This is a genomic window from Candidatus Accumulibacter phosphatis, assembly GCF_000024165.1.
GTDB classification, from domain to species: domain Bacteria; phylum Pseudomonadota; class Gammaproteobacteria; order Burkholderiales; family Rhodocyclaceae; genus Accumulibacter; species Accumulibacter phosphatis.
In genome coordinates this window covers 3,992,512-4,008,151 of record NC_013194.1, presented here as the reverse complement: position 1 = coordinate 4,008,151, position 15,640 = coordinate 3,992,512, and the positions used below count along the sequence as shown (strand labels likewise).

The following is a 15,640-nucleotide window of genomic DNA, read 5'->3' as shown; positions in this document are numbered from 1 at the left end:
GCCGCGTTGGTTTGTCGTGAAAATCGCCAAGGCGGCCTTTGGTCCGCCTTGGTTTTTTGCAGACGCCCCGTGGTCTCCATGGTGGTTTCTGTACAGAACATAGGGGTGGGAACATGCCAACCATTAACCAGCTCGTGCGCAAGCCTCGTGAGGCGATTCGCAGCAAGAGCAAAGTGCCGGCCTTGGGGAATTGCCCGCAGAAACGCGGCGTCTGCACACGGGTGTACACCACGACGCCGAAAAAGCCAAACTCGGCGCTGCGGAAGGTTTGCAAGGTACGACTGACGAATGGCTTCGAGGTGATCTCGTACATCGGCGGCGAAGGCCACAACCTTCAGGAGCACTCGGTCGTTCTGATCCGCGGTGGCCGTGTCAAGGACCTGCCGGGCGTTCGTTATCACACGGTGCGTGGTTCGCTGGACACCCAGGGAGTCAAGAAGCGCAAGCAGAGCCGTTCCAAGTATGGCACGAAGCGGCCGAAGGCTGCCTGAGTCCCCGTCCGAGTACGGGCCGCTCCTGGTGGGCGGCTGGGAGGGAAGGTCGCCCGACCCTTCGACTGAATTGTGACTATGAGAGGTTGTTATGCCACGTCGTCGTGAAGTACCGAAGCGCGATATTCTGCCCGATCCGAAGTTTGGCAATGTCGAAGTTTCGAAGTTTGTCAATACGATCATGAAGTGCGGGAAGAAGTCCGTAGCCGAGCGCATCGTGTACGGTGCCTTTGATCTGATCGTCAGCAAGACCAGCAAGGATCCTCTTGAGGTCTTTGGTCTGGCGCTAGGCAACATCAAGCCCCTGGTCGAAGTGAAGAGCCGTCGCGTCGGTGGTGCCAACTACCAGGTGCCGGTCGAGGTCCGCCCGAGTCGTCGGATGGCGCTTGCCATGCGTTGGCTGCGCGAGTCGGCGCGCAAGCGTTCCGAGAAATCGATGGGTCAGCGCCTCGCCGCCGAAATGCTCGAGGCTTCCGAGAGCCGCGGCGGCGCCGTCAAGAAGCGCGACGAAGTCCACCGTATGGCCGAGGCCAACAAGGCGTTTGCGCACTTCCGGTTCTGAGGCGTCAGCATCGCTGTCTTCCGACGACGATCGTTCTTTCTTAGTGAAGGTTTATTACCGTGGCACGCAAAACCCCCATCGAGCGTTACCGGAACATCGGTATCAGCGCGCATATTGACGCCGGCAAGACGACGGCGACCGAGCGTATCCTGTTCTACACCGGCATCAACCACAAGATCGGTGAAGTGCACGATGGCGCCGCGACCATGGACTGGATGGCTCAGGAGCAGGAGCGCGGAATCACGATCACTTCGGCGGCGACGACCTGCTTCTGGAAAGGCATGCAGCTTGATCGCCCGGAGCACCGCATCAACATCATCGATACTCCTGGGCACGTTGACTTCACGATCGAAGTCGAACGTTCCATGCGGGTGCTCGACGGGGCGTGCATGATCTACTGTGCCGTCGGTGGGGTGCAACCGCAGTCGGAGACGGTGTGGCGTCAGGCGACGAAGTACAAGGTGCCGCGGCTTGCCTTCGTGAACAAGATGGACCGTCAGGGCGCAGATTTCTTCAAGGTCGTCGACCAGATGCGGATTCGCCTGAAGGCCAATCCGGTGCCGATCGTCATTCCGATCGGTAAGGAAGACTACTTCGAAGGTGTCGTCGATCTCATCAAGATGCGGGCCATCTACTGGGATGAAGCCTCGCTGGGAATGAAGTTCGATTATCGCGACATCCCCGCCAGCCTTCAGGCCGAGGCGGACGAGTGGCGGAGCAAGATGGTCGAGGCCGCCGCCGAATCGTCGGAAGAGCTGATGGACGCCTACCTGGAGCAGGGTGAGTTGAGCGAAGCTCAGGTCATCAAGGGTCTGCGTGATCGGACGATTGCCTGCGAGATCCAGCCGGCGCTGTGCGGCACCGCCTTCAAGAACAAGGGCGTGCAACGCATGCTCGATGCGGTGATCGACCTGCTGCCGTCGCCAGTCGATATTCCGCCGGTGACCGGAGAAAAGGAAGACGGCGAACTCGCTACGCGTGAGGCGTCCGACGATGCCAAGTTTTCCGCGCTGGCCTTCAAACTGATGACCGACCCGTACGTCGGTCAACTGACCTTCATCCGGGTCTACTCCGGTGTCTTGAAGACGGGCGATACTATTTACAACCCGACGAAGGGCCGCAAGGAGCGTATCGGTCGCGTGCTGCAGATGCACGCCAACAACCGCGAGGAAATCAAGGAGGTGCTGGCTGGCGACATCGCTGCGTGCGTCGGCCTCAAGGAGGTGACGACCGGTGAGACGTTGTGCGACCCATCGGCGGTGATCACCCTTGAGCGGATGATCTTCCCCGAGCCGGTGATTCACGTGGCTGTCGAGCCGAAGACCAAGCCGGACCAGGAGAAGATGGGTATCGCCCTGGGTCGCCTGGCGCAGGAGGATCCGTCGTTCCGCGTGCGTACCGACGAGGAGTCGGGGCAAACGATCATTTCCGGCATGGGCGAGTTGCACCTCGAGATCATCGTCGATCGGCTGAAGCGCGAGTTCGGCGTCGATGCCAACGTCGGTGCGCCGCAGGTGGCTTACCGCGAGTGCATCAAGAAATCGGTCGAACAGGAAGGCAAGTTTGTCAAGCAGTCGGGCGGGCGTGGTCAATACGGTCATGTCTGGTTGAAGATCGAACCCAATGAGCCGGGCAAGGGCTACGAGTTCGTCGATGCGATCAAGGGGGGCACCGTACCGCGCGAGTATATTCCGGCGGTGGACAAGGGCTTGCAGGATGCGGTCACCAGCGGTGTACTGGCCGGTTTTCCTGTGGTCGACATCAAGTTCACGCTGTTCGAAGGCTCCTACCATGACGTGGACTCCAACGAGAACGCTTTTCGCATGGCCGCCGCCATAGCCTTCAAGGACGGTATGCGGCGGGCCTCGCCGACTCTGCTGGAGCCGATGATGGCGGTCGAGGTCGAGACGCCGGAAGACTACATGGGCAACGTGATGGGCGATCTGTCGAGCCGCCGGGGCATGGTACAGGGTATGGAGGACCTGCCCGGCAACATCAAGGCGATCAAGGCCGAGGTGCCGCTGGCCGAGATGTTCGGTTACTCGACCACCCTGCGCTCGCTGTCCCAGGGTCGCGCGACCTATTCGATGGAGTTCAAGCACTACGCCGAAGCGCCGAAGAACGTCGCCGAGGCGGTAATCAACAAGAAATGACCATGTTACTGAGGATACGCTGATGGCCAAGGGAAAATTTGAACGCACGAAGCCGCACGTGAATGTGGGGACGATTGGGCACGTTGATCACGGAAAGACGACGCTGACGGCGGCGATCACGACCATTCTGGCGAAGAAGTTCGGCGGAGTGGCGAAGGCCTACGACCAGATCGACGCGGCGCCGGAAGAGAAGGCGCGCGGCATCACGATCAACACGGCGCACGTCGAGTACGAGACGTCGAAGCGGCACTATGCGCACGTCGACTGCCCGGGTCACGCGGACTACATCAAGAACATGATTACCGGTGCGGCGCAGATGGACGGCGCGATCCTGGTGGTGTCGGCGGCGGATGGCCCGATGCCGCAGACGCGCGAGCACATTCTGCTGGCGCGCCAAGTGGGCGTGCCGTACATCATCGTCTATCTGAACAAGTGCGACATGGTCGACGACGCCGAGCTGCTCGAGCTGGTCGACATGGAGGTTCGTGAGTTGCTGTCGAAGTACGACTTTCCGGGCGACGACGTGCCGATCATCCAGGGTTCGGCGCTGAAGGCGCTGGAAGGCGACACCGGCGCGCTCGGCGAACAGTCGGTGATGGCGCTGGCGGATGCGCTCGATGCGTACATCCCGACGCCGGAGCGGGCGGTGGACAAGCCCTTCCTGCTGCCGCTGGAGGACGTTTTCTCGATTTCCGGCCGGGGCACGGTGGTGACCGGGCGGGTGGAGCGCGGGGTGGTCAAGGTCGGCGAGGAAGTCGAGATTGTCGGCATTCGGCCGACGATCAAGACGACCTGCACGGGCGTCGAGATGTTCCGCAAGCTGCTCGACCAGGGCCAGGCCGGTGACAACGTCGGTGTTCTCCTGCGCGGCATCAAGCGTGAAGACGTCGAGCGTGGCCAGGTTCTTGCCAAGCCGGGTTCGATCAAGCCGCACACGCACTTCACGGGTGAGGTTTACGTGCTGTCGAAGGAAGAGGGTGGTCGTCACACGCCGTTCTTCAACAACTATCGCCCGCAGTTCTACTTCCGGACGACGGATGTGACCGGCGCGATCGCCATGCCCGAAGGCGTCGAGATGGTGATGCCGGGCGACAACATCCAGATGACCGTCAAACTGATCTCGCCGATCGCCATGGAGGAGGGCTTGCGTTTCGCCATCCGCGAAGGCGGCCGCACCGTTGGTGCCGGCGTCGTGGCCAAGATCATCGAGTAGTCGGCAAAACCTCGGGCGGGGCTTGAACCCCCCCGTCCATCGCTCTTTGGAATATGACATGCAAAGCCAGAAAATCCGAATCCGCCTGAAGGCCTTTGACTATCGCTTGATCGATCAGTCCGCGCAGGAGATTGTTGAGACCGCCAAGCGTACCGGTGCAGTCGTTCGCGGCCCGGTGCCGTTGCCGACCCGTATTCAGCGCTTCGACGTGCTCCGCTCCCCGCACGTGGACAAGAGTTCGCGCGACCAGTTTGAAATGCGTACCCATCTCCGTTTGATGGACATCATCGATCCCACCGACAAGACTGTTGATGCGCTCATGAAGCTTGACCTGCCAGCGGGCGTTGACGTCGAAATTAAGTTGCAGTAAGGGCGTTGTAGCGGCTATAATCGCCGCCTTTCGTCGGGCAGCTGTGCTATTGACACTGCCCGTTTTTGTTAGTATCGCTCGCCGGCCAATCGTAGCCGGTCTGAGGAGAATAACCATGAGTCTAGGCCTTGTTGGGCGCAAGGTTGGCATGACGCGCATCTTCACCGACGACGGAATAAGTGTCCCGGTGACCGTGCTCGATGTGTCCAATAATCGCGTTGCCCAGATCAAAACGCCCCAGAACGACGGCTATTCGGTCGTTCAGGTAGCCTTCGGCAAGCGTCGCGCGTCGCGGGTGAGCAAGCCCCTGGCGGGGCACCTCGCCAAAGCCGGTGTCGAAGCCGGCCACGTCCTGAAGGAGTTTCCTGTATCGGTTGCCGAACTCGCCACGCTCAAGCCTGGCGACCAAATCAGCGTCACCATCTTTGCGGTCGGTCAAAAGGTCGACGTGACCGGCAAGACGATCGGCAAGGGCTTTTCCGGCGGCATCAAGCGGCACCACTTTTCTTCACAGGGCGCCGCGCACGGCAACTCGGTTTCGCATCAGGCGCTGGGCTCCACCGGCATGGCGCAAGACCCCGGTCGCGTCTTCCCGGGCAAAAAGATGGCTGGTCACCTCGGTGCTGTCAAGCGCACGCAGCAAAATCTCGAAGTCGTTCGGGTCGACGTGGATCGTCAGTTGCTGTTGCTCAAGGGCGCAGTGCCCGGCTCCAAGGGGTCGGATGTGATTGTGCGTCCTGCAGTCAAGGCGGGGGCATAAATGGAACTCAAGCTGATCAATGAGCAAGGCCAGGAAGCCAGTCGTCTGGAGGCATCCGACGCACTGTTTGGCCGTGAATACAACGAGGCGCTGGTGCATCAGGTCCTCGTTGCCTATCAGGCGAACGCGCGTAGTGGCAATCGCGCGCAAAAGGATCGTCAGGATGTGCGGCACACGACCAAGAAGCCGTGGCGCCAGAAGGGCACCGGTCGGGCGCGGGCGGGCATGTCTTCATCACCGATCTGGCGTGGCGGCGGCCGGGTCTTCCCGAGTTCACCGGACGAGAACTTCAGCCAGAAACTGAACCGCAAGATGTATCGCGCCGGCATGGCAGCAATCCTGTCGCAGCTTGTTCGCCAGGATCGGCTGGCCGTTGTCGACACGCTGTCGATAGCTGCTCCGAAGACGAAGCTGTTTGCCGCAAAGATCAAGGATATGGGCTACGAGTCAGTGCTCGTGATCACCGACGATCTTGACGAAAACGTCTTCCTGGCGGCGCGCAACCTGCCGAATGTGCTGGTGCTGGAAGTCAGCCAGACCGACCCGGTGTCGCTGATCCACTTCCCGAAAGTGCTGGTGACCAAGGGTGCGCTGGCCAAGTTTGAGGAGATCCTGGGATGAATCACCAACGTTTGATGCAGGTGTTGCTCGCTCCGCAGATCTCCGAAAAGGCCACCTATGTGGCAGACAAGTATTCACAGGTGATCTTTCGTGTGACGTCCGACGCAACCAAGCCCGAAGTAAAGGGTGCCGTCGAACTGCTGTTCAAGGTTTCCGTGGAATCTGTCCAGATTGCCAACGTCAAGGGCAAGCAAAAGAAGTTCGGTCGTGTCATGGGCCGGCGCAGGAACTGGAAGAAGGCCTATGTGTGCCTCAAGCCCGGTCAGGAGATTAACTTCGTCGATGGGGGGGTCGTCTGATGGCGCTCGTCAAAGTCAAGCCGACTTCACCTGGCCGCCGTGCGGTCATCAAGGTCGTCACTCCGGGGTTGCACAAGGGCGCGCCCGTTGCCGGGCTGATCGAGTCCCAGTCCAAGCACGCCGGCCGCAACAACAATGGACACATCACGACTCGCCACAAGGGTGGCGGCCACAAGCAACACTATCGGCTGATCGATTTCAAGCGTAACAAAGATGGGGTTGCCGCCCAGGTGGAGCGCCTCGAATACGATCCCAACCGTACCGCGACGATAGCTTTGCTCTGTTACGCGGATGGGGAGCGTCGCTACATCATCGCTCCCAAGGGTCTGGTGGTCGGGCAGCAGGTGGCGAGTGGTTCGGAGGCGCCGATCAAGGTCGGTAACACCCTGCCGATACGTAACATCCCGGTAGGTACCACGATCCACTGTGTCGAGATGGTTCCGGGCAAGGGTGCGCAACTGGCGCGTTCAGCAGGCACCTCGGCGCAGCTGCTGGCCCGGGAGGGCGTGCACGCCCAGCTGCGCCTTCGCTCCGGAGAGATCAGGCGGGTGCACGTCGAGTGCCGGGCGACTATCGGTGAGGTAGGTAACGAAGAGCACAGCTTGCGCTCGATTGGCAAGGCAGGCGGCAATCGCTGGCGCGGCATTCGTCCCACGGTTCGTGGCGTCGCGATGAACCCAATCGATCACCCGCACGGTGGTGGCGAGGGCAAGACAGCGTCCGGTATGCACCCGGTCAGTCCTTGGGGTACCAAGACCAAAGGCTATCGTACTCGTCGCAACAAGCGCACGACTTCGATGATCGTGCAGCGCCGTAGTAACAAACGCTAGGGGATAGAGAACCATGGGACGTTCCGTTAAGAAGGGCCCGTTTGCCGATGCCCATCTGCTGAAAAAAGTGGGCGTGGTGCGCGCCACGGGCGACAAGCGCCCGATCAAGACTTGGTCACGCCGGTCCACGGTGCTGCCGGATTTCGTTGGTCTTACCATTGCCGTTCATAACGGCAAGCAACACGTTCCGGTCTACGTGACCGAGAACATGGTTGGGCACAAGCTCGGCGAGTTTTCGCTGACTCGTACCTTCAAGGGCCACACGGCTGGCAAGAAGGCAAAGAGATAGAGGAATGAATATGGAAACTCGTGCTGTCTTGCGCGGCGTGCGCCTGTCCAGCCAGAAGGGGCGATTGGTGGCCGATCAGATACGCGGCCTGCCGGTCGACAGGGCGCTGAGCATTCTGACGTTCAGCCCCAAGAAGGGTGCTGCGATCATCAAGAAGGTCCTCGAATCGGCCATCGCCAATGCCGAGCACAACGATGGTGCTGACATTGACGAACTGACGGTGAAGACGATCTGCGTCGAGAAGGGAACCGTTCTCAAGCGCTTTACCGCGCGGGCGAAGGGTCGCGGTAACCGGATCGTCAAGCCGACCTGTCACGTATTTCTGACCGTCGGCAACTGAGGAACTAGAATGGGACAAAAGATTCATCCTGCCGGGTTTCGTCTGGCGGTCACGCGTGACTGGTCGTCGCGCTGGTATGCCAACAAGAAGAACTTTGCCGGCATGCTCAATGAAGACATCAAGGTTCGCGAATACCTCAAGAAGAAGCTCAAGCATGCGTCCGTCGGGCGCATCCTGATCGAGCGGCCGGCCAAGAACGCGCGGGTCACGATCTTCTCCGCCCGCCCGGGCGTCGTCATCGGCAAGAAGGGCGAGGAGATTGATCACCTCAGGGTCGCCCTGCAAAAGATCATGGGCGTTCCGGTGCATGTGAGCATCGAAGAAATCCGCAAGCCGGAGCTGGATGCCCAACTGATCGCCGACTCGATCACCCAGCAGCTTGAGAAGCGCATCATGTTCCGCCGCGCCATGAAGCGCGCGATGCAGAACGCGATGCGTCTGGGTGCGCAGGGCATCAAGATCATGAGTTCTGGTCGTCTGAACGGTGCCGAAATCGCACGCCGCGAATGGTATCGCGAGGGTCGCGTGCCGTTGCACACGCTGCGCGCCGACATCGATTATGCGACCTCGGAGGCGCTGACCACCTATGGTCTCATCGGCGTCAAGGTATGGGTATTCAAGGGAGAGATCCTGAATCGCCAGGAGCAGGCGGCCCTGTCGCCAGAGGCGGCGGCCGATGAGCGCAGGCCGCGGCGTACGGCGCGCCCCGGGGAGACGACGGACAGACCGGCTCGCCCACCGAAAGCGCGGATCGATGGTGCTGAGGAAGCCGTAAAGTCGGATGGGGTGGCTGGAGAAGCGAAGGCGCCGGTGAAACGAGTAAGAAAGGCAGGAACAACAGATGCTGCAGCCAGCTAGAAGAAAGTACCGGAAGGAGCAGAAGGGTCGCAACACCGGGCTCGCGACGCGTGGGGCCAAGGTAAGCTTCGGCGAGTTCGGCCTCAAGGCGATCGGTCGCGGGCGGTTGACCGCCCGACAGATCGAGGCTGCTCGTCGGGCAATGACCCGTCACATCAAGCGCGGGGGCCGTATCTGGATTCGTGTCTTTCCCGACAAGCCGATCTCGAAAAAGCCAGCCGAAGTCCGGATGGGCAGCGGCAAAGGCAACCCCGAGTACTGGGTTGCCGAGATCAAGCCAGGCAAGGTTCTGTACGAGATGGATGGGGTCAATGAAGGCTTGGCGCGCGAAGCGTTCGCCCTGGCCGCCGCAAAGCTGCCGATTCCGACGGTTTTCGTTACGCGTATGGTGGGTTGATCATGAAAGTCAGCGAACTCAGAGCAAAAACCGTGGACGAGCTGAATCTGGAGCTCCTGGAGCTGCTGAAGGCCCAGTTCGGGCTACGGATGCAGCTTGCCACCCAGCAGCTGTCGAACAACAGTCAGATTGGCAAAGTGCGTCGGCAGATTGCGCGCGTACGCACGCTTCTTCGTGAAAAGGCAGTGCAACAATGAGCGAAACCACCACCAACAAGCGTACCTTGGTAGGGCGCGTCGTCAGTGACAAGATGGACAAGACCGTCACGGTCGTGGTTGAGCGTCGCGTCAAGCATGCGATGTATAACAAGATCATCGTGCGCTCAAGCAAGTACCATGCACACAACGACGACAATCAGGCGAAAGCCGGTGATCTGGTGGAAATTCAGGAGTCTCGTCCGCTGGCGAAGACCAAGGCCTGGATCGTGACCCGCTTGCTCGAACGCGCAGTTGCGGTCTAACGCTTGCGTTTTTGCTATTGGCCGCTATAATAGTCGGCTTTCCCCTGCCCGAGTAATCCTTTCACGCTTGGGCGTTCCTACCCCTACGGGTTCCAAGACTGACCGCCAACGCGGGCCAAGTTGGAGTGACAGATGATTCAAGTACAGACGATTCTCGACGTCGCCGACAATACTGGCGCTCGCTCGGTGATGTGCATCAAGGTGCTCGGCGGCTCCAAGCGCCGTTACGCCGGCATCGGTGACATTATCAAGGTCACGATCAAGGATGCAGCGCCGCGTGGGCGTGTCAAGAAAGGCGATGTCTACAGCGCGGTGGTCGTGCGTGCCGCCAAAGGTGTGCGCCGTGGCGACGGTTCCCTGGTCAAGTTCGACCACAATGCGGCCGTCCTCCTGAATAACAAGATGGAGCCGATAGGTACCCGTATCTTCGGGCCGGTAACGCGCGAACTGCGCGGCGACCGTTTCATGAAGATCGTGTCGCTGGCGCCAGAAGTGCTGTAAGGAAGGTCATGGAAAAGATTCGCAAAGGCGACGATGTGGTCGTCATCGCTGGAAAAGACAAGGGTAAGCGCGGCTCGGTGGTTCGCCGTATAGACGCCGAACATGTGCTCGTTGATGGTGTCAATCGGGTCAAGAAGCATGTCAAGCCGAATCCGGTAAAGGGTGTCGTCGGCGGGATCATCGAGAAAGAGATGCCGCTGCACATTTCGAATGTTTCGCTCTACAACCCGGCGACCAAGAAGGCCGACCGCGTCGGTTTCAAAACCCTTGGAGATGGCACGAAGGTGCGGTTTTTCAAGTCGAATGGCGAAGTGTTGGGGGCCTAAGGAGCAGTCATGGCGCGTTTGCTGGATTACTACAAGACCACGGTGGTCGCCGAGCTGACCCAGAAGTTCGGGTACAAGTCGAGAATGGAAGTGCCTCGCATCACCAAGGTAACGCTCAACATTGGTGTGGGCGAGGCCGTTGCCGACAAGAAGGTGCTCGACAACGCCGTTGGCGATTTGACCAAGATTGCCGGTCAGAAACCGGTGGTTACCAAGGCTCGCAAGTCGATTGCCGGCTTCAAAATCCGCACCGGCTATCCGATCGGGTGCATGGTAACGCTGCGCGGGCCACGTATGTTCGAGTTCATCGATCGGCTCGTTACCGTCGCGCTGCCGCGGGTGCGTGATTTCCGGGGTATTTCGGGGAAAGGCTTTGACGGCCGTGGGAACTACAACATGGGCCTCAAGGAGCAGATCATCTTTCCGGAGATCGAGTACGACAAGATCGATGCGTTGCGTGGCATGAACATCAGTGTCACTACTACTGCCAAGACCGACGCCGAGGCGCGTGCCTTGCTTGGCGCGTTTAAATTTCCCTTCAGGAACTGAGACGAAATGGCGAAACTCGCTGTGATCAACCGCGGTGAAAAGCGGCGCAAGATAGTTGAAAAGTATGCCAAAAAGCGTGCCGAGTTGGTCGCAATCATCGGTGACGAAAGCCGGCCGCTCGATGAACGCTTTGAGGCGCGCCTGAAGATGCAGTCACTGCCAAGGAACTCAAGCCCGGTCAGGCTGCGTAACCGTTGCGAGATGACGGGTCGCCCTCGTGGTGTCTATCGGAAGTTCGGTTTGGGTCGTGGCAAGCTGCGCCAATTCGCGCTGCAGGGCGAGGTCCCGGGGATGATCAAGGCTAGCTGGTAGGCAGGAGAAAACGAAATGAGTATGAGCGATCCGATCAGCGACATGCTGACACGCATCCGAAATGCCCAGATGGCAAGCAAGGCCTCCGTCGCCATGCCGTCTTCAAAGGTAAAGATTGCCATCGCCCAGGTCCTCAAGGACGAAGGCTATGTCGAAGACTTCGCCGTCAGCGAAAACAGCGGCAAGCCGCTGCTCGTGATAGGGCTGAAGTATTACGCTGGCCGGCCAGTGATCGAGCGGATCGACCGTGTGTCGCGGCCGGGTCTCCGTATCTACAGGGGGGCTGACAACATCCCTCAGGTCATGAACGGACTTGGAGTGGCCATCGTGTCAACTCCCAAGGGTGTGATGACTGACCGCAAAGCCCGCGCCAGCCATATCGGCGGCGAAGTGCTGTGCATCGTCGCGTAAGGGGTAGCCATGTCCCGCGTTGCTAAGAACCCAATCGTCGTCCCGGCCGGTGTGGCGGTAGACATCACGACGGAACGTATCTCTGTCAAGGGCCCTCTGGGAACCCTTGAATTTTCCGGTAACTCGGCGGTCTGCGTCGAGCAGGAATCGGGTAGCCTGCTGTGCAAACCGGTGCCAGGTGCCGCCAATGCCGACGCGCTGTCAGGTACGGTTCGGGCGGTGGTGAATAATATGGTGGTCGGCGTGAGCAAGGGTTTCGAGCGCCGCCTCAATCTGGTTGGTGTGGGCTACCGGGCACAGGCGCAGGGTGACACGCTCAACCTGACCCTTGGCTTTTCGCACCCGGTTGCGTACAAGTTGCCCAAGGGCATAAGTGCCGAGACGCCGACGCAGACCGAGATCGTGATCAAGGGAGTGGACCGCCAGCTCGTTGGTCAGGTCGCGGCCGAAGTTCGTGCTTATCGCAAACCGGAGCCCTACAAGGGCAAAGGCGTGCGCTATAGCGACGAAGTGGTCGTGATCAAGGAAACGAAGAAGAAGAAATAAGGGTGCTTAGATGATTGAGAAGAAACAGGCGCGTTTGCGCAGAGCTCGCAAGACCCGGGCCAAAATCGCCGAACTCAAGGCCGTGCGCCTGTCGGTTCACCGCAGCAACTGCCACATCTATGCCCAGGTGATTTCGGCGTGCGGTTCCAGGGTTCTGGCTGCGGCTTCGTCCCTCGAACCGGGGTTGCGCAAGACCTTGAGTAACGGCGGCAATATCGAGGCGGCGAAAACGATCGGTCAACTGATCGCGGAGCGCGCCAAGCAGGCCGGGATAGAGCAGGTGGCGTTTGACCGTGCCGGATTTCAGTACCATGGGCGGATCAAGGCGCTGGCTGATGCCGCCCGTGAAGCCGGTTTGAAGTTCTGATCAGACCGCAAAGAACTGGAGTAATCAATGGCTAAACCGCAAAGCAGAAAACCTCAGCAAGCTGAGAAGCCCGACGACGGTATGCGCGAGAAGATGATCTCGATCAACCGTGTGACGAAGGTAGTCAAAGGGGGCCGCATCCTTGGTTTCGCGGCGTTGACCGTCGTGGGCGATGGCGATGGTCGGATTGGCATGGGTAAGGGCAAGTCGCGCGAAGTTCCGGTGGCGGTTCAGAAGGCGATGGAAGAAGCCCGGCGAAATCTGGTGAAGGTGAGCCTCAAGAACGGCACCTTGCAGCACACGGTAGTCGGTCATCATGGCGCATCGCGCGTGATGATGCAGCCAGCGCCGGAGGGTACGGGAATCATCGCCGGCGGCGCGATGCGCGCCGTTTTCGACGTCATGGGGATGGCCAACGTCGTAGCCAAGGCGCATGGCTCGACCAATCCCTACAACATCGTTCGCGCGACGATCAACGGCTTGCGCGCGATGACCACGCCAGCCGAAGTCGCGGCCAAGCGGGGCAAGACCGTTGAAGAGATCCTGGGATAAGATATGGCCGAAAAGACAGTAAAAGTGACGCTGGTCAGAAGCCTGATCGGTACCAAAGAGTCGCACCGTGCCACCGTGCGGGGCCTGGGCCTGCGTCGTCTGAACAGCAGTTCAACTCTTGAGGACACCGCGGCGGTGCGCGGGATGATCAACAAGGTTTCCTATCTCCTGAAGTGCGAGGGCTGACATGAAACTCAATACTGTCGAGCCGGCCGAAGGCTCCAGACCGGCCAAGAAGCGTCTGGGCCGTGGCATAGGCTCGGGTTTCGGGAAGACTTGCGGACGGGGGCACAAAGGTCAAAAGTCACGTGCCGGCGGTTTCCATAAGGTGGGCTTTGAGGGCGGCCAGATGCCGTTGCAGCGCCGCTTGCCGAAGCGCGGCTTCAAGTCCTTGACCAACGCCTTCAACGTGGAGGTGCGGCTGTCGGAACTCAATTCCCTGCCGCTGGAGGAGGTGGATTTGTCGACGCTGAAGCAAGCGAACCTGATCACGCAGCATGCGCTGTCGGCGAAAGTCGTTCTGTCGGGCGAGATCACCCGCAAAGTCGTTCTCCGGGGCGTTGGAGCAACGGCGGGTGCCCGTACGGCGATTGAAGCCGCCGGTGGCAGCGTTGCTGAATAACGAGTCCACAGAGGTGATCTTTCTTGGCAACTAGTCCAGCTACGGTCAGCAAAGGGGGGAAGTTCGGCGATCTGAAACGTCGCCTGTGGTTCCTCCTGGGGGCTCTGGTTGTGTACCGGATTGGTTCCCACATTCCGGTGCCGGGGATAGATCCGCAGGTCCTGAGCGAACTGTTCAACAAACAGCAAGGCGGCATCCTCGGCATGTTCAACATGTTTTCGGGGGGCGCACTCTCACGCTTCACGATTTTCGCGCTCGGCATCATGCCCTACATCTCGGCCTCGATCATCATGCAACTGATGACGCATGCTAGCCCGCAACTCGAGGCGCTGAAGAAGGAAGGCGAAGCCGGGCGACGCAAGATTACGCAATACACGCGTTACGGCACCGTCTTTCTGGCGCTTTTCCAGGGAATCGGTATCGCCGTGGCTGTGGAATCCCAGCCGGGACTCGTGCTCGATCCTGGGATGATGTTCCGGTTCGTGACGGTGACCACCCTGCTCACCGGTACGATGTTCCTGATGTGGCTCGGTGAACAGGTGACCGAGCGTGGTCTCGGCAATGGGATATCGATCATCATCTTTGCCGGTATTGCCGCTGGACTTCCCAATGCCATCGGTGGTCTGCTGGAACTCGTGCGGACCGGTGCCATGCATCCCCTGACGGCGATCGTCATCAGCCTGCTGGTCGTGGTGGTCACCGCGTTTGTCGTGTTCGTCGAACGAGGACAGCGCAAGATTCTCGTAAACTACGCAAAGCGGCAGGTCGGTAACAAAATCTATGGCGGGCAGAGTTCGCACCTGCCGTTGAAGTTGAACATGGCGGGGGTGATTCCGCCGATCTTCGCCTCGTCAATCATCCTGTTCCCGGCGACGATCGCTGGTTGGTTCGGCTCGGGAGAATCGGTGCGCTGGCTCAAGGATATCGCTGGGGCGCTTTCGCCTGGACAACCGATCTACGTGATGCTGTATGCGGCGGCAATCATCTTTTTCTGCTTCTTCTACACGGCGCTCGTCTTCAATTCTCGGGAAACGGCCGACAATCTGAAGCGTAGCGGCGCCTTCGTTCCCGGGATTCGTCCCGGTGAGCAAACCGCACGCTACATCGACAGAATACTAATGCGGCTGACACTTGTCGGTGCCGGGTATATCACGATCGTTTGCTTGCTACCGGAATTCCTGATCCTGAAATGGAATGTGCCGTTTTATTTTGGCGGCACTTCCCTGCTGATCATTGTGGTAGTGACCATGGACTTCATGACGCAGGTTCAGGCCTATGCCATGTCACACCAGTACGAGAGCCTCTTGAAGAAAGCGAACTTCAAGGGTTCCGGATTACCGGCGAAATAGGATGGCCAAGGAAGACTTGATTGAAATGCAGGGTGAGGTGATTGAAAACCTTCCCAACGCTACGTTCAGGGTAAAGCTGGAGAATGGGCATGTCGTGCTGGGGTTTATTTCCGGCAAGATGCGCATGCACTATATTCGGATCCTGCCCGGCGACAAAGTGACGGTGCAACTCACTCCTTACGATCTGAGTCGCGCGCGCATCGTCTTCCGCGCCAAGTGAAGATTCTCGACGCAACAATCCGGCGTGGGGTCGGCTGGCCCGGCTGTCGGGGAATCAGGAGTTAATCATGAAAGTGCTGGCATCTGTAAAACGCATCTGCCGGAAGTGCAAGATTGTCCGGCGGCATGGCATCGTGCGCGTGATCTGTTCGGATCAGCGTCACAAACAGCGTCAAGGTTGACCGCGGCGACCCACTTTCGTGAGTCGTGAGTCGGTTGAAGGCAATAACTGTAAGTTTCGAT

The 15,640-nt window shown here is 59.6% G+C and carries 28 protein-coding genes; all 28 read left to right on the top strand.

The genetic code is table 11. The annotated features are described in order from the left end of the window. Nucleotides 1–113 precede the first annotated feature (113 nt). The 28 genes from rpsL to rpmJ all read left to right on the top strand — a co-directional run bounded on the left by rpsL (nucleotide 114) and on the right by rpmJ (nucleotide 15,579). Complete coding sequence (gene rpsL / locus CAP2UW1_RS17345; protein ID WP_015767930.1) at nucleotides 114–491, top strand: 30S ribosomal protein S12; 378 nt, start codon at nucleotides 114–116, stop codon at nucleotides 489–491. 91 nt (nucleotides 492–582) lie between these two features. Continuing rightward, on the top strand, nucleotides 583–1,053 hold the full coding sequence (gene rpsG, locus CAP2UW1_RS17340; RefSeq protein ID WP_015767929.1) for a 30S ribosomal protein S7: 471 nt from the start codon (nucleotides 583–585) through the stop codon (nucleotides 1,051–1,053). A gap of 59 nt (nucleotides 1,054–1,112) precedes the next feature. Then, nucleotides 1,113–3,206 carry an elongation factor G gene (gene fusA, locus CAP2UW1_RS17335; RefSeq protein ID WP_015767928.1) on the top strand — a complete coding sequence of 698 codons (2,094 nt, stop codon included), beginning with the start codon at nucleotides 1,113–1,115 and terminating at the stop codon, nucleotides 3,204–3,206. Between the two features lie 22 nt (nucleotides 3,207–3,228). Next, nucleotides 3,229–4,419 carry an elongation factor Tu gene (tuf, locus tag CAP2UW1_RS17330; protein ID WP_015767927.1) on the top strand — a complete coding sequence of 397 codons (1,191 nt, stop codon included), beginning with the start codon at nucleotides 3,229–3,231 and terminating at the stop codon, nucleotides 4,417–4,419. Between the two features lie 58 nt (nucleotides 4,420–4,477). Beyond that, a complete protein-coding gene (gene rpsJ / locus CAP2UW1_RS17325; RefSeq protein WP_015767926.1) occupies nucleotides 4,478–4,789 on the top strand; it encodes a 30S ribosomal protein S10 in 312 nt (103 codons plus the stop codon). Between the two features lie 115 nt (nucleotides 4,790–4,904). Further along, on the top strand, nucleotides 4,905–5,549 hold the full coding sequence (gene rplC / locus CAP2UW1_RS17320) for a 50S ribosomal protein L3 (protein ID WP_015767925.1): 645 nt from the start codon (nucleotides 4,905–4,907) through the stop codon (nucleotides 5,547–5,549). After that, complete coding sequence (gene rplD / locus CAP2UW1_RS17315) at nucleotides 5,550–6,170, top strand: 50S ribosomal protein L4 (protein WP_015767924.1); 621 nt, start codon at nucleotides 5,550–5,552, stop codon at nucleotides 6,168–6,170. It begins immediately after the preceding gene. After that, nucleotides 6,167–6,469 (top strand): 50S ribosomal protein L23, encoded by a 303-nt coding sequence (gene rplW, locus CAP2UW1_RS17310; RefSeq protein WP_015767923.1) that lies wholly within the window; start codon nucleotides 6,167–6,169, stop codon nucleotides 6,467–6,469. Before rplD ends, rplW begins: the two co-directional genes overlap by 4 nt. Next, nucleotides 6,469–7,299, top strand: a complete 831-nt coding sequence (gene rplB, locus CAP2UW1_RS17305) for a 50S ribosomal protein L2 (protein ID WP_015767922.1) — start codon at nucleotides 6,469–6,471, stop codon at nucleotides 7,297–7,299. The genes rplW and rplB overlap by 1 nt, the downstream gene beginning before the upstream one ends. Before the next feature lie 13 nt (nucleotides 7,300–7,312). After that, nucleotides 7,313–7,588, top strand: a complete 276-nt coding sequence (rpsS, locus tag CAP2UW1_RS17300) for a 30S ribosomal protein S19 (RefSeq protein WP_015767921.1) — start codon at nucleotides 7,313–7,315, stop codon at nucleotides 7,586–7,588. 10 nt (nucleotides 7,589–7,598) lie between these two features. After that, nucleotides 7,599–7,928 carry a 50S ribosomal protein L22 gene (gene rplV, locus CAP2UW1_RS17295; RefSeq protein WP_015767920.1) on the top strand — a complete coding sequence of 110 codons (330 nt, stop codon included), beginning with the start codon at nucleotides 7,599–7,601 and terminating at the stop codon, nucleotides 7,926–7,928. A gap of 9 nt (nucleotides 7,929–7,937) precedes the next feature. Continuing rightward, on the top strand, nucleotides 7,938–8,786 hold the full coding sequence (rpsC, locus tag CAP2UW1_RS17290; protein ID WP_015767919.1) for a 30S ribosomal protein S3: 849 nt from the start codon (nucleotides 7,938–7,940) through the stop codon (nucleotides 8,784–8,786). Next, the gene (gene rplP / locus CAP2UW1_RS17285) at nucleotides 8,770–9,183 is read left to right on the top strand and encodes a 50S ribosomal protein L16 (protein ID WP_015767918.1); all 414 of its coding nucleotides are present in this window, start codon (nucleotides 8,770–8,772) and stop codon (nucleotides 9,181–9,183) included. The genes rpsC and rplP overlap by 17 nt, the downstream gene beginning before the upstream one ends. A gap of 2 nt (nucleotides 9,184–9,185) precedes the next feature. Further along, nucleotides 9,186–9,380 carry a 50S ribosomal protein L29 gene (rpmC, locus tag CAP2UW1_RS17280; protein ID WP_015767917.1) on the top strand — a complete coding sequence of 65 codons (195 nt, stop codon included), beginning with the start codon at nucleotides 9,186–9,188 and terminating at the stop codon, nucleotides 9,378–9,380. Continuing rightward, on the top strand, nucleotides 9,377–9,643 hold the full coding sequence (rpsQ, locus tag CAP2UW1_RS17275) for a 30S ribosomal protein S17 (protein WP_015767916.1): 267 nt from the start codon (nucleotides 9,377–9,379) through the stop codon (nucleotides 9,641–9,643). The genes rpmC and rpsQ overlap by 4 nt, the downstream gene beginning before the upstream one ends. Nucleotides 9,644–9,775: 132 nt before the next feature. Further along, a complete protein-coding gene (gene rplN / locus CAP2UW1_RS17270) occupies nucleotides 9,776–10,144 on the top strand; it encodes a 50S ribosomal protein L14 (RefSeq protein WP_015767915.1) in 369 nt (122 codons plus the stop codon). Between the two features lie 8 nt (nucleotides 10,145–10,152). After that, the gene (gene rplX, locus CAP2UW1_RS17265; protein WP_015767914.1) at nucleotides 10,153–10,470 is read left to right on the top strand and encodes a 50S ribosomal protein L24; all 318 of its coding nucleotides are present in this window, start codon (nucleotides 10,153–10,155) and stop codon (nucleotides 10,468–10,470) included. Nucleotides 10,471–10,479: 9 nt separating this feature from the next. Further along, nucleotides 10,480–11,019 carry a 50S ribosomal protein L5 gene (gene rplE / locus CAP2UW1_RS17260; RefSeq protein ID WP_015767913.1) on the top strand — a complete coding sequence of 180 codons (540 nt, stop codon included), beginning with the start codon at nucleotides 10,480–10,482 and terminating at the stop codon, nucleotides 11,017–11,019. A gap of 6 nt (nucleotides 11,020–11,025) precedes the next feature. Then, the gene (gene rpsN / locus CAP2UW1_RS17255; protein ID WP_015767912.1) at nucleotides 11,026–11,331 is read left to right on the top strand and encodes a 30S ribosomal protein S14; all 306 of its coding nucleotides are present in this window, start codon (nucleotides 11,026–11,028) and stop codon (nucleotides 11,329–11,331) included. A 15-nt stretch (nucleotides 11,332–11,346) separates the two neighbouring features. Beyond that, complete coding sequence (gene rpsH, locus CAP2UW1_RS17250; protein ID WP_015767911.1) at nucleotides 11,347–11,742, top strand: 30S ribosomal protein S8; 396 nt, start codon at nucleotides 11,347–11,349, stop codon at nucleotides 11,740–11,742. A gap of 9 nt (nucleotides 11,743–11,751) precedes the next feature. Continuing rightward, nucleotides 11,752–12,288 (top strand): 50S ribosomal protein L6, encoded by a 537-nt coding sequence (gene rplF / locus CAP2UW1_RS17245; RefSeq protein ID WP_015767910.1) that lies wholly within the window; start codon nucleotides 11,752–11,754, stop codon nucleotides 12,286–12,288. A 13-nt stretch (nucleotides 12,289–12,301) separates the two neighbouring features. Then, nucleotides 12,302–12,655 (top strand): 50S ribosomal protein L18, encoded by a 354-nt coding sequence (rplR, locus tag CAP2UW1_RS17240; protein ID WP_041568673.1) that lies wholly within the window; start codon nucleotides 12,302–12,304, stop codon nucleotides 12,653–12,655. A gap of 27 nt (nucleotides 12,656–12,682) precedes the next feature. Beyond that, a complete protein-coding gene (gene rpsE / locus CAP2UW1_RS17235; RefSeq protein ID WP_015767908.1) occupies nucleotides 12,683–13,207 on the top strand; it encodes a 30S ribosomal protein S5 in 525 nt (174 codons plus the stop codon). 3 nt (nucleotides 13,208–13,210) lie between these two features. Then, a complete protein-coding gene (gene rpmD, locus CAP2UW1_RS17230) occupies nucleotides 13,211–13,393 on the top strand; it encodes a 50S ribosomal protein L30 (protein ID WP_015767907.1) in 183 nt (60 codons plus the stop codon). 1 nt (nucleotide 13,394) lies between these two features. After that, complete coding sequence (gene rplO, locus CAP2UW1_RS17225) at nucleotides 13,395–13,829, top strand: 50S ribosomal protein L15 (protein ID WP_015767906.1); 435 nt, start codon at nucleotides 13,395–13,397, stop codon at nucleotides 13,827–13,829. Nucleotides 13,830–13,852: 23 nt separating this feature from the next. Next, a complete protein-coding gene (gene secY, locus CAP2UW1_RS17220) occupies nucleotides 13,853–15,178 on the top strand; it encodes a preprotein translocase subunit SecY (protein WP_015767905.1) in 1,326 nt (441 codons plus the stop codon). A 1-nt stretch (nucleotide 15,179) separates the two neighbouring features. Then, nucleotides 15,180–15,398, top strand: a complete 219-nt coding sequence (gene infA, locus CAP2UW1_RS17215; RefSeq protein WP_015767904.1) for a translation initiation factor IF-1 — start codon at nucleotides 15,180–15,182, stop codon at nucleotides 15,396–15,398. A 67-nt stretch (nucleotides 15,399–15,465) separates the two neighbouring features. Next, nucleotides 15,466–15,579, top strand: a complete 114-nt coding sequence (gene rpmJ / locus CAP2UW1_RS24690; protein WP_081444221.1) for a 50S ribosomal protein L36 — start codon at nucleotides 15,466–15,468, stop codon at nucleotides 15,577–15,579. Nucleotides 15,580–15,640: the final 61 nt, after the last annotated feature.

What these genes read in the sequence shown, in the direction of transcription:
- infA (WP_015767904.1), top strand. Translation starts at nt 15,180, where the DNA reads ATGGCCAAGGAAGACTTGATTGAAATGCAGGGTGAGGTGATTGAAAAC.
- rpsG (WP_015767929.1), top strand. Translation starts at nt 583, where the DNA reads ATGCCACGTCGTCGTGAAGTACCGAAGCGCGATATTCTGCCCGATCCG.
- rplP (WP_015767918.1), top strand. Translation starts at nt 8,770, where the DNA reads ATGCTGCAGCCAGCTAGAAGAAAGTACCGGAAGGAGCAGAAGGGTCGC.
- rplX (WP_015767914.1), top strand. Translation starts at nt 10,153, where the DNA reads ATGGAAAAGATTCGCAAAGGCGACGATGTGGTCGTCATCGCTGGAAAA.
- rplV (WP_015767920.1), top strand. Translation starts at nt 7,599, where the DNA reads ATGGAAACTCGTGCTGTCTTGCGCGGCGTGCGCCTGTCCAGCCAGAAG.
- rplD (WP_015767924.1), top strand. Translation starts at nt 5,550, where the DNA reads ATGGAACTCAAGCTGATCAATGAGCAAGGCCAGGAAGCCAGTCGTCTG.
- rplN (WP_015767915.1), top strand. Translation starts at nt 9,776, where the DNA reads ATGATTCAAGTACAGACGATTCTCGACGTCGCCGACAATACTGGCGCT.
- rpsN (WP_015767912.1), top strand. Translation starts at nt 11,026, where the DNA reads ATGGCGAAACTCGCTGTGATCAACCGCGGTGAAAAGCGGCGCAAGATA.
- tuf (WP_015767927.1), top strand. Translation starts at nt 3,229, where the DNA reads ATGGCCAAGGGAAAATTTGAACGCACGAAGCCGCACGTGAATGTGGGG.
- rplW (WP_015767923.1), top strand. Translation starts at nt 6,167, where the DNA reads ATGAATCACCAACGTTTGATGCAGGTGTTGCTCGCTCCGCAGATCTCC.
- rpmJ (WP_081444221.1), top strand. Translation starts at nt 15,466, where the DNA reads ATGAAAGTGCTGGCATCTGTAAAACGCATCTGCCGGAAGTGCAAGATT.
- rplE (WP_015767913.1), top strand. Translation starts at nt 10,480, where the DNA reads ATGGCGCGTTTGCTGGATTACTACAAGACCACGGTGGTCGCCGAGCTG.
- rpsL (WP_015767930.1), top strand. Translation starts at nt 114, where the DNA reads ATGCCAACCATTAACCAGCTCGTGCGCAAGCCTCGTGAGGCGATTCGC.
- rpmC (WP_015767917.1), top strand. Translation starts at nt 9,186, where the DNA reads ATGAAAGTCAGCGAACTCAGAGCAAAAACCGTGGACGAGCTGAATCTG.
- rpsQ (WP_015767916.1), top strand. Translation starts at nt 9,377, where the DNA reads ATGAGCGAAACCACCACCAACAAGCGTACCTTGGTAGGGCGCGTCGTC.
- rpsS (WP_015767921.1), top strand. Translation starts at nt 7,313, where the DNA reads ATGGGACGTTCCGTTAAGAAGGGCCCGTTTGCCGATGCCCATCTGCTG.
- rpsE (WP_015767908.1), top strand. Translation starts at nt 12,683, where the DNA reads ATGGCTAAACCGCAAAGCAGAAAACCTCAGCAAGCTGAGAAGCCCGAC.
- rplC (WP_015767925.1), top strand. Translation starts at nt 4,905, where the DNA reads ATGAGTCTAGGCCTTGTTGGGCGCAAGGTTGGCATGACGCGCATCTTC.
- rplB (WP_015767922.1), top strand. Translation starts at nt 6,469, where the DNA reads ATGGCGCTCGTCAAAGTCAAGCCGACTTCACCTGGCCGCCGTGCGGTC.
- rpsJ (WP_015767926.1), top strand. Translation starts at nt 4,478, where the DNA reads ATGCAAAGCCAGAAAATCCGAATCCGCCTGAAGGCCTTTGACTATCGC.
- rpsC (WP_015767919.1), top strand. Translation starts at nt 7,938, where the DNA reads ATGGGACAAAAGATTCATCCTGCCGGGTTTCGTCTGGCGGTCACGCGT.
- rplF (WP_015767910.1), top strand. Translation starts at nt 11,752, where the DNA reads ATGTCCCGCGTTGCTAAGAACCCAATCGTCGTCCCGGCCGGTGTGGCG.
- rpsH (WP_015767911.1), top strand. Translation starts at nt 11,347, where the DNA reads ATGAGTATGAGCGATCCGATCAGCGACATGCTGACACGCATCCGAAAT.
- rpmD (WP_015767907.1), top strand. Translation starts at nt 13,211, where the DNA reads ATGGCCGAAAAGACAGTAAAAGTGACGCTGGTCAGAAGCCTGATCGGT.
- rplO (WP_015767906.1), top strand. Translation starts at nt 13,395, where the DNA reads ATGAAACTCAATACTGTCGAGCCGGCCGAAGGCTCCAGACCGGCCAAG.